Origin of the sequence: Variovorax sp. CF079 (assembly GCF_900101545.1) — a bacterium.
Lineage (GTDB): Bacteria > Pseudomonadota > Gammaproteobacteria > Burkholderiales > Burkholderiaceae_C > Variovorax.
In genome coordinates this window covers 35,893-48,447 of sequence record NZ_FMZU01000002.1, presented here as the reverse complement: position 1 = coordinate 48,447, position 12,555 = coordinate 35,893, and the positions used below count along the sequence as shown (strand labels likewise).

11 protein-coding genes and 1 pseudogene are annotated in these 12,555 nt (G+C 67.9%); 1 reads left to right on the top strand and 11 read right to left on the bottom strand.

The window, feature by feature from the left end:
- Positions 1-34: 34 nt before the first annotated feature.
- From BLS74_RS02615 to BLS74_RS02575, 9 genes are all read right to left on the bottom strand, one after another.
- Entirely contained in the window at positions 35-955 is a 921-nt protein-coding gene (locus BLS74_RS02615; protein WP_093102747.1) for a ribokinase, read from the bottom strand.
- 4 nt (positions 956-959) lie between these two features.
- Positions 960-1,877: a dihydrodipicolinate synthase family protein gene (locus BLS74_RS02610; RefSeq protein WP_093102745.1), complete on the bottom strand. Its 918-nt coding sequence runs from the start codon at positions 1,875-1,877 to the stop codon at positions 960-962.
- 200 nt (positions 1,878-2,077) lie between these two features.
- Positions 2,078-2,941 (bottom strand): isocitrate lyase/PEP mutase family protein, encoded by an 864-nt coding sequence (locus BLS74_RS02605; RefSeq protein WP_093102744.1) that lies wholly within the window; start codon positions 2,939-2,941, stop codon positions 2,078-2,080.
- A gap of 1 nt (position 2,942) precedes the next feature.
- Positions 2,943-3,743, bottom strand: a complete 801-nt coding sequence (locus tag BLS74_RS02600) for an SDR family NAD(P)-dependent oxidoreductase (RefSeq protein ID WP_093102742.1) — start codon at positions 3,741-3,743, stop codon at positions 2,943-2,945.
- Positions 3,740-4,519 (bottom strand): SDR family oxidoreductase, encoded by a 780-nt coding sequence (locus BLS74_RS02595; RefSeq protein WP_093102741.1) that lies wholly within the window; start codon positions 4,517-4,519, stop codon positions 3,740-3,742. The genes BLS74_RS02600 and BLS74_RS02595 overlap by 4 nt, the downstream gene beginning before the upstream one ends.
- 16 nt (positions 4,520-4,535) lie before the next feature.
- On the bottom strand, positions 4,536-5,555 hold the full coding sequence (locus tag BLS74_RS02590; RefSeq protein ID WP_093102739.1) for a TRAP transporter substrate-binding protein: 1,020 nt from the start codon (positions 5,553-5,555) through the stop codon (positions 4,536-4,538).
- A gap of 26 nt (positions 5,556-5,581) precedes the next feature.
- On the bottom strand, positions 5,582-6,859 hold the full coding sequence (locus BLS74_RS02585; protein ID WP_093102738.1) for a TRAP transporter large permease: 1,278 nt from the start codon (positions 6,857-6,859) through the stop codon (positions 5,582-5,584).
- Positions 6,856-7,401 (bottom strand): TRAP transporter small permease, encoded by a 546-nt coding sequence (locus BLS74_RS02580; protein ID WP_093102736.1) that lies wholly within the window; start codon positions 7,399-7,401, stop codon positions 6,856-6,858. Before BLS74_RS02580 ends, BLS74_RS02585 begins: the two co-directional genes overlap by 4 nt.
- A gap of 2 nt (positions 7,402-7,403) precedes the next feature.
- Complete coding sequence (locus BLS74_RS02575; protein ID WP_093102735.1) at positions 7,404-8,819, bottom strand: FAD-binding oxidoreductase; 1,416 nt, start codon at positions 8,817-8,819, stop codon at positions 7,404-7,406.
- Positions 8,820-8,963: 144 nt separating this feature from the next.
- Here BLS74_RS02575 and BLS74_RS02570 point away from each other — a divergent pair, with 144 nt between their 5' ends.
- On the top strand, positions 8,964-9,647 hold the full coding sequence (locus BLS74_RS02570) for a GntR family transcriptional regulator (protein ID WP_212733612.1): 684 nt from the start codon (positions 8,964-8,966) through the stop codon (positions 9,645-9,647).
- Positions 9,648-9,717: 70 nt separating this feature from the next.
- Here BLS74_RS02570 and BLS74_RS02565 read toward each other — a convergent pair.
- Positions 9,718-9,939 (bottom strand): annotated as a pseudogene (locus BLS74_RS02565) (ABC transporter substrate-binding protein); the annotation flags it as partial.
- A gap of 22 nt (positions 9,940-9,961) precedes the next feature.
- Entirely contained in the window at positions 9,962-12,043 is a 2,082-nt protein-coding gene (locus BLS74_RS02560) for an LTA synthase family protein (RefSeq protein WP_170855480.1), read from the bottom strand.
- Positions 12,044-12,555 lie beyond the last annotated feature (512 nt).

The following is a 12,555-nucleotide window of genomic DNA, read 5'->3' as shown; positions in this document are numbered from 1 at the left end:
GATCGCTCGGCAATCCCGGTTCGCGCATACGCTTCTACGCAATGCGCCTGGCCAGCAGTGCGTCCGATTCGTGCCGCCGAGGCATGCCATCGATCGCTCCACGGCCACTTACCGATTGCGCCGCCGCAGCGTTGGCAAGTCGCATCGCCGAGGGCAGCAGCTCGCCGCGCGCCAGCGCGGCGGCCAATGCCCCGGTGAAGGTGTCGCCCGCGCCGATGGTGTCCACCACCGGCACGCGATGCCCCGGCTCCTGCTGCGGGGACTCGCCACGCCGATAGAGACGGCAGCCGGCGCCGCCGAGCGTGACCACGATGGCGCCCACGCCGCGTGCCAGCAGCAGCGCCGCCGCCTCGTCGACGGAGGCCGCGGCCGGACCGGCCAGCGCGGCCAGCTCGCCTTCATTGGGCGTGAGCACGTCGACCAGCGGCAGCAGTTCGTCGGGCAAGGGCATGGCCGGCGCCGGATTGAGCAGCGTCAGCGCACCGAGGCCGCGCGCCTGCCGGAAGGCCTGGAGCGTGCAGCCGAGCGGCACCTCGCACGAGGCCATCACCACCCGGCAGACCGCCATGGTGCCGGCCGCGGCCCGTGCATGCGCCGCGCCGAGGCCGGCACCGGCGCCGCGAAACACGGAGATCGCGTTGTCGCCGTCGTCGAACACGTGGATCTGCGCGACACCACTGCGCTCGCCGGCGGCGCGCTCCACGTGACGCACGTCGATGCCCTCGGCCTGCCACAGCTCGAGCGCCATGCGGCCGAAATCGTCTTCGCCGATGCGGGCCACGATGGCCACGGCAGCGCCCTGGCGCGCCGCCGCGACCGCGGCGTTCGAGCCCTTGCCGCCGGGGCTGATCTCGAAGCTGTCCGCCATCAGCGTCTCGCCGCGCGCCAGCGGCCGCGGGATGCGCGACACGAGGTCGGCATTCCAGCTCGCGATGCAGACTACCGTGGCAGCCATGCGCTCAGTCCCGGTCGCGGTCGATGCCGAAGGCGCGCAGCTGCGCCGCCAGCCGCTCGTATTCGGCCGCGTCCAGTGCCACCAGCGGCGCACGCACGCGCATCCAGCCCGGCGCATCGCCCTGCAGCGCCATCACACCCTTGAAGGCCGCCGTCAGGCCGTAGCCGCCGAGGATCTGGAGCAGCGCGAGCACGCGCTGCTGATCGGCGGCCGGCTCGCCGGAGCCCTTCACCAGGCGTTGCACGAGGCGCGGCATGACATTGGCAATGCCGCTGACGGCGCCGACGCTGCCGCGTGCGGCCAGGGTCTGGAGATCGGGCTCGTTGCCCACCCACACCTGCATCGGCGGCATGAACGCCTCGGCGTAGGCCAGCGAATCCTCGCGCCGGCAGCCGCTGTCCTTGAGACCCACGATCGTGTCCGGGTACAGCGTCTTCAGCGTGCGGATCACGTGGTGGCTCAACCCCACGCCCGATACTTGCGGGATGTGATAGAGCACGATGCGCAGCCGTGCATCGCCGACGCCGTCGATGATCCAACGGTAGGCGTCGATCACACCCTGGTCGGACACGCCCTTCAGAAAGAAGGGCGGCAGCAGCAGGCAGCCGTAGGCACCCAGCTCGACCGCGTGCCGGGTCAGCGCCAGCGCATCCGGCAGTGCGGCGCAGCTGGTGGAGACCAGGATGCGCCCCGCCGGTACGCCCCGCGCCACCAGGCCAGCCAATGCATCCATGCGCTCGGCCACGCTGAAGGAAGGCCCTTCGCCGGTGGTGCCGAAGGGCGTGACGCCGGTGCAGCCGGCGTCGATCAGGCGCAGTGCGTGCGAGGCGAAACGCGGAATGTCGATGTCGAGCTTCGCATCGAGCGGGGTCAGCAGCGCGGGCCAGATGCCGGCATAGGGAACGGGAGAGACGATGTTCACGGTCGGGACTTTCTCAAGAAGAAATAGAAGGGGTCAGGGAAGCGATGCATCTCAATAGTCCAAGGCGCATGACACCCGGCCGGCGATGCGAGGCCCGTTCGGGGAACACCGCGGAACCGGCTTTGCCGGGCCGCTGGTGTTGCCCCCAGTGAGGGGGGTGGCGGCCACACGATGTGGGCAAGCCTGGGGGAGAGCGTCATTCATGCACCGAACTGCTCGTCGAGCCGCTGGTGGGCCGGCAGGCCGACGATGCGAGTGAAGTCGGCATAGGCCAGCGAGGGAACATCGCGCGGCGTGCCGTCCTGCCGCAGGCGGGCCAGCGCCTGCTCGACGGCCAGCGCCGCGCTGAAGAGCGCGGTCACGGCGTACAGCACCACGGCAAAGCCCATGGCCTGCAGATCGGACGCGCTCAGCGCAGTGGTCTCGTTGCCGTCGACGATGGAGACGATCTTCGGCCCGGGCAGCTGCCGCGCCACGGCCTCCACCTCGGCGATCTTCTTGATGCCGTCGACGAAGACCAGGTCGACGCCCGCGTCCTGCCAGCGCCGGGCGCGCGCCAGCGCTTCGTCGATGCCGGCGGCGGGCAGCGCATCGGTGCGCCCGATGATCAGCATGGGATCGCTGCCGCGTGCAGCGACCGCGCAGCGCAGCCGACGCTCGTTCTCGCGCGCATCGATCAGGCGGATGCCGGCCATCTGGCCGCAGCGCTTCGGCGCCAACTGGTCCTCGAGGTGGATGGCGGCCACGCCGGACTGGACGTACTCGCGCACCGTGCGCTCGATGTTCGACGGGCCGCCGTATCCGGTGTCGGCATCGGCGATCACCGGCACGCCGACGGCGCGCACCATGTCGCGCGCGTGGCCGGTCATTTCGGTCTGGGTCAAGAGGCCGATGTCGGGCTGGCCCAGCCGCGACGCGGTGGCGCCGAAGCCGGTCATGTAGATGGCCGGGAAGCCGGCGCGCTCGATCTGCCGCGCGCTCAGCGCGTCGTAGGCGCCGGGCGCCTGGACGATGGAGCCGCCGGCAAGCAGCGCCTTGAGGGACAGTGCGGGATGTGGGGTCATCTCAATTCATCATCAGGCCGCCGTCGATGTTGATCGACTGGCCCGTCATGTAGTCGGCTGCCTGCGAAGCGAGAAACAGCGCCAGGTCGGCCACATCCTCGGGGGTCTGCGCCCGGCCCATGGGCACGGCCGCCACGCGCTGCTGCCACGCCTGGCCCCGGGGCACGCCCTGCAGCGCGGTCCAGTCGCGGTCCATGCGCTGCCACATGTCGGTCTCCACCAGCCCGGGGCAGATCGCGTTGACGGTGATCTGCGGCGCGAAGGCGATGGCCGCCGACTGGGTGAGGCTGATCACCGCCGCCTTGCTGGCGCGGTAATGCGGGATCACCGCCGCGATCGCGCCGGCGCCGCTGCGGCCGGCGATCGACGCCATCAGCAGGATCTTGCCGCGCGGCCGGCCTTCGGCCAGCGGCGGCTGCGCCAGCATCTGCCGCGCCGCCGCCTGCAGCGTGAGGAAGCTGCCCTTCACGTTGACGCCGAGCATGCGGTCCCAGTCGCTGCCATCCAGTTCGAGCAGCGGCTTGAGCTGCATGATGCCGGCGTTACAGACCATCACGTCGAGGCGGCCGAATGCGTCGACCGTGCGCCCGACCAGTGCCGCGCAATCCTCGGCACGCGTCACGTCGGCCGGCACGCCGAGGGCCTGCAGCTCGCTGGCTGCCTCCGCGCAGGAGGCGGCATCGATGTCGGAGACGACCACCCGCGCGCCCTGTCCTGCGAAAGCCCGCGCCAGCGCGCGGCCGATGCCCTGCCCTGCGCCGGTGATGGCCACCACCGGCCCTGCGCTTGCGGCCTGCGTCATGGCGCCGTCTTGCGCTGCAGCGCTTCGCCGGCAACGTAGGTGCGGTTCCACACCGGAGAGATCACCAGCTCGTTGATGCAGACGTGCGGCGGCATCTCGGCGATGAAGCGGATCGTGCGCCCCAGGTCCGCCTCCTGGAGCATGCGCGCCTTCTCCGCGTCGGTCGGCTGCACCGGCCGCTTCTTCAGGATCGGCGTGGCGACTTCGCCCGGGCACAGCGCGGTGGCGCGCAGGCCGTTGACGCACTCCTCGATGTTGAAGGAATGCGTGAGCGCCATCAACGCGGCCTTGCTGGCGGTGTAGGCCGGTCCGGTCAGGTACTCGTAGTGCCAGCCCGCGAAGGAGGCGACGTTGATCACCGTGCCCTCGCGGCGCGCCCGCATGCCCTTGGCCACCGCCAGCGTGCAGTAGGTGGCGCCGTTCAGGTTGACGGCGACCACCTGCTCGAAGGTGGCCGCGTCGGTTTCGCACCAGTAGCGCTTGGGGAAGTTGATGCCGGCGCTGTTGACGAGGATGTCGATGCGGCCTAGCTCGGCCTCGATCGTCCGCGCCACCACCGCGACGGCCGTCGCATCCGCCACGTCCAGCGGCGCGGCCGTGATGGCGCCACGTGGCGCGCCGAGGCGCTCGGCGACCTCGATGCCCGCGTCGAGCTTGGGCGCCTCGCGCCCGGAGATGACGACCCGGCAACCGGCAACGGCCAGTTCGGTCGCGCCGGCCCATCCGATGCCGCTGCCGCCGCCCGTGACCCAGGCGACCTTTCCGGAAAGACTCATCGTCGACACCCTCGCCTCAGTTGCCGCGGATGCGCTTGAGCTCGGAGGTGACCATGGTGATCGCCTCGCCTCCGATGGCCTTGGCGTGGCGCTCGTAGATCACGCTCGAGCGATCGCGGATGCGCTGCATCTCGGCCGGCGCGATCTCGTTGACCGCCATGCCCTTCGCCTTGAGGTTGTCCACGCTGCGCGCTTCCATGGCGCGGTTGGCGCGGCGCTGCTCGTCGCGGCCTTGCAGCGCGCATTCGCGCAGCGTGGTCTGCTCCTGCGGCGAGAGCGTGTCCCAGATCTTGCGGGAGAACAGCACCAGCGTCGGGCTGTACGCGTGCTTGGTCAGCGTGAGGTACTTCTGCACCTCGTAGAACTTCATGTTCTCGATGTTGGTGAAGGGGTTCTCCTGGCCGTCCACCGTCTTGGTCTCGAGCGCCGAGTAGACCTCGGTGAAGGCCATCGGCACCGCGTTGCTGCCCAGGGTCTTGAAGGTGTCGAGGAAGATGGTGTTCTGCATCACGCGCATCTTCACGCCGTCGAAATCCTCGACCTTGTTGATCGGCCGCTTCGAGTTGGTCGTGTGGCGAAAGCCGTTCTCCCACCAGGCGAGATTGACCAGGCCGACCGCCGGCAGCTTGGCGGCGAACCAGTCGCCGACCTTGCCGTCGAGCACCTTGTCGGCCTCGCTGGAAGTGTTGAAGAGGAAGGGCAGATCGAACACGCCCAGCTCCGGCACGATCGAGACCACCGGCGCGGTCGAGGTGATCACCATCTCGAGCGAGCCCGTGCGCACGCTCTGCGTGCCGGTGAGGTCGTTGCCCAATGCGCCGTCCCAGAAGGGCTGGATCTTCATCTTGCCGCCGCTCTTCTCGAGCGTGCAGGCGCCCATCTTGGCGAGGCCGTTGCCCATCGGGTGCTCCTTGCTCACGCCGTTGGAGACGCGGAAGTTGCGCTCCTTGAACTGGGCCTGTGCGGCCCCGGCTGCAACACCGGCGGCCAAGGCCAAGGCAACGAATCGGGAAAGGCGGGAAGAACGGATCGTCATCGTATGTCTCCTTTATGTGTGAAAAATCAGCTCAGCCACTTGAGCGGCACCAGCACCAGCGCCGGAAACAGCACCAGCAGCAGCAGCACGATGAGTTCGGCCCAGAGGAAGGGCCACAGGCCGCGCATCAGGTCCCGCATCGAGATCTTGGCCACGCCGCACATCACGTTGAGCACGATGCCCACCGGCGGCGTGATCAGGCCGATGGCGTTGTTCATGATGAACAGCACGCCGAAGTACACCGGATCGATGCCCGCCTGCTTGACCACCGGCATCAGCACGGGCGTGAGGATCATCAGCGTGGGCGCGAAGTCGAGCGCGGTGCCGACGATCACCACGATGACCATGATCACCAGCATCAGGAGGATCTTGTTGCCCATGAAGGGTTCGAGCATCGCTGCCACCTGCGCCGGCACCTCGGAGGTGGTGATCAGCCAGGCCGACACCAGCGCCGCTGCGATCAGGAACACCACCACGGCGGTGCTCTTCGCGGCCGCCACGAGCAGGCCGTAGCACTGGCGCGCGCTCAGCTCGCGATAGACAAAGGCGCCGAGCACGAAGGCGTAGACGCAGGCCGCCACGCCGGCTTCGGTGGGCGTGAAGATGCCGAACTTGAGCCCCCCGATGATCCCCAGCGGCATCAGCAGCGCCCAGATGCCGTCGACCGCGGCGCGGCCGCGCGCGGCCATCGACTGGCGCGGCTGCACCGCCACCTTGTCGCGCCGCGCCACCCACTGCCAGGCGATGACCAGCGACAGGCCCATCATCAGCCCCGGCACGATGCCGGCGAGGAACAGCTTGCCGATCGACACGTTGGCGATGACGCCGAACACGATCAGTCCGATCGACGGCGGAATCACCGGCGCGATCACGCCGCCGGCGGCGATCAGCCCGGCCGAGCGCGGCACGTCGTAGCCGGCCTGTCGCATCATCGGAATCAGCATCGCCCCGATGGCCGCGGCGTCGGCGGCGGCGCTGCCGGAGATCGCCGCCATCACCACCGAGGCGAAGATCGCCACCAGCCCGAGGCCGCCGCGCAGGTGGCCGACCCAGGCCAGCGCGAAGTTGACGATGCGCCGCGAGATGCCGCCGGCGTTCATCAGCTCGCCGGCCAGTATGAAGAAGGGGATCGCCAGCAGCGGGAAACTGTCCGCGCCCTCCACCAGCTTCTGCGACAGGATGGTGGTGTCGATCTGGCCCTGGGCGACCATCAGGGCGCCGCCGCAGATCAGCAGCGCGAAGGCAATCGGCGCGCCCAGCATCATGGCGCCGAGCAGCGAGATGGTGAAGACGGCGATCGTCATGGCCGGGCTCCCGGATGAGCGACCTCGTGCGGGATTTCCTCGCTCTCCGTCACCTGCACCAGTTCGTCGTCGCGCAGTCGGCCGGTGGCGATGCGCCACAGCGCGTGCAGCGCGTGGGCGCCAATCGCCACGCTGGTCAGGTAGCCGACGCCGAAGACCCAGATCATCGAGATCTCGGTGACCGGCGCCTTGGTGGTGGCATTGACCTCGTGCTGCTGCCAGGTGCCCCAGAACAGCATCACGCAGCAAATCAGCACGATCGCCTGGCTGGCCGCCAGGCAGGCCAGCTTGCCGCGCCGCGACAGGCGGCTGACGAAGCCGTCCATGCCCAGGTGGGCGCCGTCGCGCATCGCGACGATGGCGCCGATGAAGGTGAGCCAGACGAAGAAGAAGCGCGACAGCTCCTCGGACACCTGGATGCCGGAGTTGAACGCGTAGCGCAGCACCACGTTGCCGAACACCATCAGCACCATGCCCAGCAGCAAGGCCGCAAGCACCGCCTCGATGCCCTTGAACAGGCGGTCGACCCAGACGCGGCCCATGCTCACACCACCTTGCCGGGGTTGAGCAGGCCCGCGGGGTCGAGGGCCGCCTTCAGCGTCTTCATCAGCGCGATCTCCTCGGCGCTGCGCGCATGGCCGAGCCAGCGCTTCTTCGCCGTGCCGATGCCATGCTCGGCCGATACCGTGCCGCCGAACTCGCGCACCAGGCCGTAGATCACCTCGTCCATCGCATCCTTGGGCTGCTGCTCGATCGACAGGCCGCGAACCCACGCCACCAGGTGCAGGTTGCCGTCGCCGATGTGCCCGTAATAGACGCTCTCGCAGCCGGGGATGCGCGCGGCCAGCGCCGCCTTGCAGGCACGCACGTAGGCATCCATCGACTTCACCGCCAGGCCGACGTCGTAGGAGACGTGCGGGCCCAAGGTGGGGAAGAACTCGGCGCAGGCATCGCGCAGCGCCCAGAACGACTGCGTATCGGCCATCGACTGCGCAACCACCGCGTCGGCCAGCACGCCCTCTTCCATCAGGCGCTCGAGCCAGCGCTGGAAACGCGGGCCGTCGATCGCCTCGTCGGTGCCCTGGGCCTCCACCAGCACATAGTGTCCGTGCGGTGCGCCGCCGGTCAGCGGATCGCGCACGCCCACCCGCTCGGTCACCACCTGCCAGTAGTCGGGCCACATGACCTCGAAGGCCGAAAGCAACGGCCCCAGTCCGCCGCGCGCGGCGCCCAGCAGGCGCACCACGCTGTCGTAGTCAGGCACGGCGCACAGCGCCGACAGCGTGCAGCCCGGCTGCGGGTGCAGCCGCAGCACGATGCGGGTGATGATGCCCAGCGTTCCCTCGCTGCCGATGAACAGGTGCTTGAGGTCGTAGCCGGCGTTGTTCTTCAGCATCTTGTTGAGGCTGGTCATCACCGTGCCGTCGGGCAGCACCACCTCCAGGCCGAGCACCAGCTCGCGTGCCATGCCGTAGCGGATCACGCGGTTGCCGCCCGCGTTGGTCGACAGGTTGCCGCCGATGGCGCAGGAGCCGCGCGCGCCGAGGTCGAGCGCGAAATAGAAGCCGGCTTCGGCGGCTGCGCGCTGCACCAGCTCGAGCGGCGTTCCGGCCCACACCGTCATGGTGGCGCTCGCGGGGTCGATCTCCTCGACGCCGACCATGCGCTCCAGCGACAGTGCCACCCAGCCGTCTTCCGGCCGCGCACCGCCGCACAGGCCAGTCAGGCCGCCTTGCGGCACCACCGGCACGCCGGCTTCGCGGCAGGCGACCAGGGCAGCCGAGACGCCCGCCGCATCCACCGGCCGCACCACCGCCAGCGGGCGCGTCGGCGGCTGGGTGCTCCAGTCGTTGCGGTTGCGCTGCGGCACCTCGTCGCCAAAGAGCACGGCGGAGGCGCCGAGCACCTCGCGCAGCGCGAGCAAGGACGGCGGCACGGCGGTCGAAAGCGTGAGCGTCATGGGCATCCGTTCGAAAGAGATGAGCGCATCATCTTGTATGTAAGGCACTAGGGCATTAGTATTTCCCCGGGCTACTCCCTGCGCCCGCAGGTCGGCTATAAGCCCCTGGGTGCCCTGCCCGACTTCATCAGCCTCCATCGCACCGTGTCTGCATCCAACCGATTCAAGATCGAAGCTCCCAAATCACTCGCGGCCCTCGTGGCACAGCGCCTGCGCGAAGCCATCATCGACGGCGAGTTCGCGCTCGGGGAGATGATTCCGGAGGAGTCGCTGGCGAGCTCCTTCGGCGTCAGCCGCACCCCGGTGCGCGAAGCGCTGAATCAACTGCAGCTGGCCGGCCTGGTGGTGATCCGGCCGCAACGTGGCAGCTATGTGTTCGAGCCGAGCGAGGCCGACATCGCCGCGATCTGCGAATTCCGTTGCCTGCTGGAGCCGCGCGCGGCCGAGCTCGCCTACCAGAACGGGCGCGAAGCCACCGCCGCGGCGCTGCAGGCGGCGATCGACGAGATGGAGGAGGCGCGCGCCGCGCGCGACGCAGTGCGCTACGGCCGCGCTGACACGCGGCTGCACGAGGCCTTCTTCGAGCATTGCGGCAACCCGTACATGCAGGCCGCCTACGCCACCGCCGCGACCAAGATCGCGGCGCTGCGCACGCACCTGTCGGCGCCGGCCGACGTGCTGCACACGGCCGGCTTCGAGCAGCACTCGAATCTGCTGGCGCTGTTTCGTGCCGGCGACTTCGCCGCCTTCGAAGCGCTGATGCGCGCCCACGTCACCGGCACGCGCAACAGCTACGTCGCCAACCTCAAGGCGCGCGCCGCCGCGTGAAGGCAACATGACGCCGCAGACGGCAAGCCTTGACCCCAGCGCTGCCTTCCCCCCTCTTTGAAGCGGGGCCCTATGCCTCATTCGGCGCGACTGCGGCGCCCTCAATGCCGTGACGTTGCAATGCGTCGGCGACGAACCCGCTGTCCTTCATCTCTTCGACGAAAGCGTGAAGTGCACGTGCGGCGCCCGCTCCTCTTGTTTTCGGCACCCCCATGGCTTGCTGGATCACCATGAAGCGACCGGGCAGTAGACGGAGTCCGGCGTGCTTGCGGCAGTCTGACTCAAGCGGTCTCAAGCCGCCCAGGACCAATCCATCATTGGCGAAGCCAAGGACTCAACGGATCGGCGCCATCGCTGGGACGGGCAAGCATCGACAGTTCCGCATGCATGCGCCACTCGAGCATGTCCTGCTTCGTGCTCGCCAACTCTTGAGCGTCGATATCGGCGAGCGCGACCAGTTCCTTGGGATCCTTGTCGAGGTCGAACACCTCCATCGGCTGGCGGTCGAAGCTGTAGATGTATTTGCGCTGACCGCGTCGGGCACTGAGAAACGACCAGTCGATGCTGCTTGTGTAAAAAAGCTTCCGACTCGCATCGACCGCATGCAGAAGCGACTGGCCAGGCAGTTCGGCGCCTTCAACGCGATAACCGAGCAGCTCGACGATGGTCGGGAGGATGTCGATCTGCTGGCGGGGACCACGTACCGTACCAGGCTGCAGTGCCATCCCGGGCGCGTAGATCAGCGCCGGGACATGCAGGCCCTCTTGATAAATGGCGTTGTGAATCTGCCTGGCGCCATGTTCGTCGAACATCTGTCCGTGATCGCCTACGATGATGAGGATGGTGTCGTCGAGCACTCCCAGGCGCCGGTAGCCCTCGATGAGGGTCGAGAGCACGCCATCGATATAACGCAGGCAGTTGTAATAGGCCTCCAGCTTGGGATTGGAAACACCTTCGAACCTGATCTTCAGCCACGTCGAGGGCGTCTCGAAGTTGTGGTGGCCCACGTTGGTCATGATGGCGGTAAAGAACGGACGCTTGGCCCTGGATTGAGCAGCTGTCCAGTCAAGGATGGGCTGGACCATCCACTCGTCCGCGATGCCGAAATAGGTGACGCGTTCGGCCTCGGGGTGAGCGAGCTCCTGCTCGGTCTGGATGAGCTCGAAGTTGAAGGTATCGATGACGTCGAGGTCGTTCTGGAATCGCAAATCCGTGGGGGTGAAGAAGCTGGTCGCATAGCCCGCGTCGCGTAGGACGGAGGGCAGCGAGCGGATGCGAGGTTGCTTGTGGTTCTCCTTGGCCCAGCTTTGGGTGCCCTCGTTGGCCAACGGATACTGGCCGCCGAGCACAGCCATCCACGCCGCCGCGGTGCGCGGAATGACTGCGGTCATGTCCTCGACCACGAGGCTCTTGTTGGCCAGGTTCGATAGAAACGGCGTCGTCTGCAGCGCCGGCATGTGCAGAGTGGTCGACTCCGCGCGCACAGACTCCAGCATCACGATCACAACGTTCCGGCGATTCGTCTTCTCGGTCTCCTTGAGCGCCATGTGGGCGCTGTGCCAGCGCGGCTTGTGCGTCCGTTCGAACTCTTGTGCCACTTTCACTTGAACATCATGGGCGAGCGTAGGGGCGGCGGTCATGGCCAGCGTGATGAGCGTGCCCTCGGTGTGCCGCAGCAGCGGCAGCACGCCATGGGCCGGGGTCGGCAGCACGATCGCCAACGAGAGCGCCAGCGCTACCGCACCACCCAAGAACACGCGCGGCCCACCAAACAAGGGCGTGCTGGCCAGCGCACGTTGGCGCCAAGCCCAGGCCGCGGCGACGAGGATGCCGCCCGCGATGGCCAGCACCCGGAAGGGAGTCGTTTCCGACGCAACAAGCGGCGCCAGTTCCTTGGCGTTCAAGACGGCGAACAACAGAACCCTCAAACTGCCGGGCTGCCCGGTGGCGAGCTGATAGGCCAGGTCGATGCCGACCAAAGCGCACAGCAGCAGCACGAGCAACTGCAGCAAGTGCACGATGCCGCGCTGAGCCCGCCTCGGCGTGAGTGCGAGCACCAGCCCCATCGCGAGCGCCGTCAAGCCGATGGAGATGGCGTCGCGCCACAAGCAGGCGGCCAGGCCCGTCACCTGGCCGGCCGCGATGATTGCCCACACGCGCAACGTCCGGTCCAGGGTCTCGTCGGGACTTGTTTGCGGAAACGCGAGCGCGAGTGTGACCGAGATAGCGGCGGCGATCGGCAAGAACACCCATCGGTGTCGCGGCATCACCAGTCTCTGGATCGCATAGCCCGCGAGCAACGCGAGCAGGAAGCGCAGGGAAACGAACCACCAGAGCCATTTCAACAGCGCCACCCATCCGGCGCCATCTTCCGGCGCCGCGAGCAGCGCATCCATGACCAATGCGGTCTTGGCGAGACCCAACCAAAGTGCCAAGGGAACGAGCAACACCCAAGCGACTTGCCAGGGACCTTTGCCAGCCGTTCCGAGTGGCCCGCCCGCCGGGACTGTGTGTCGATCGCGATGCGCATCGGACACCCCGCCGGAATGCCTGTTCGGTGCTGGAGTTCGACGCCTGCGACGCGTCAGCGCCGGAGTCTTTGGGGAGGACAACTTTAGTTCCCGTTGGTTCCGCATCGTACTCCCGCCGGATGCAGTCTTAAGGTCCACCGATTCAGCACGCGAACTCGCCGAGATCCGGATCAGCAGCCACATCCCTATGGAACCCCAGGGCTTGCTGAAGCCGGCGGTTGGCGCGCACGAGGCCAGCGCAAGCCCGTCTGAATTTCTTACCCGATTGTTCGAAGTCACTCCGGAGATGCGCGACCGGGGCTGCAGCCAGAGGTCAATAGGCGACCATCAAGGAGTCTCCCCCAACCTCGCTGCATACCTATTCCAAACTTTCACAG

Coding starts and splice junctions, on each gene's coding strand:
- BLS74_RS02580 (WP_093102736.1), bottom strand. CDS start 7,401: ATGGGCCGCGTCTGGGTCGACCGCCTGTTCAAGGGCATCGAGGCGGTG.
- BLS74_RS02585 (WP_093102738.1), bottom strand. CDS start 6,859: ATGACGATCGCCGTCTTCACCATCTCGCTGCTCGGCGCCATGATGCTG.
- BLS74_RS02600 (WP_093102742.1), bottom strand. CDS start 3,743: ATGACGCAGGCCGCAAGCGCAGGGCCGGTGGTGGCCATCACCGGCGCA.
- BLS74_RS02605 (WP_093102744.1), bottom strand. CDS start 2,941: ATGACCCCACATCCCGCACTGTCCCTCAAGGCGCTGCTTGCCGGCGGC.
- BLS74_RS02560 (WP_170855480.1), bottom strand. CDS start 12,043: ATGGATGCGCTGCTCGCGGCGCCGGAAGATGGCGCCGGATGGGTGGCG.
- BLS74_RS02590 (WP_093102739.1), bottom strand. CDS start 5,555: ATGACGATCCGTTCTTCCCGCCTTTCCCGATTCGTTGCCTTGGCCTTG.
- BLS74_RS02575 (WP_093102735.1), bottom strand. CDS start 8,819: ATGACGCTCACGCTTTCGACCGCCGTGCCGCCGTCCTTGCTCGCGCTG.
- BLS74_RS02615 (WP_093102747.1), bottom strand. CDS start 955: ATGGCTGCCACGGTAGTCTGCATCGCGAGCTGGAATGCCGACCTCGTG.
- BLS74_RS02595 (WP_093102741.1), bottom strand. CDS start 4,519: ATGAGTCTTTCCGGAAAGGTCGCCTGGGTCACGGGCGGCGGCAGCGGC.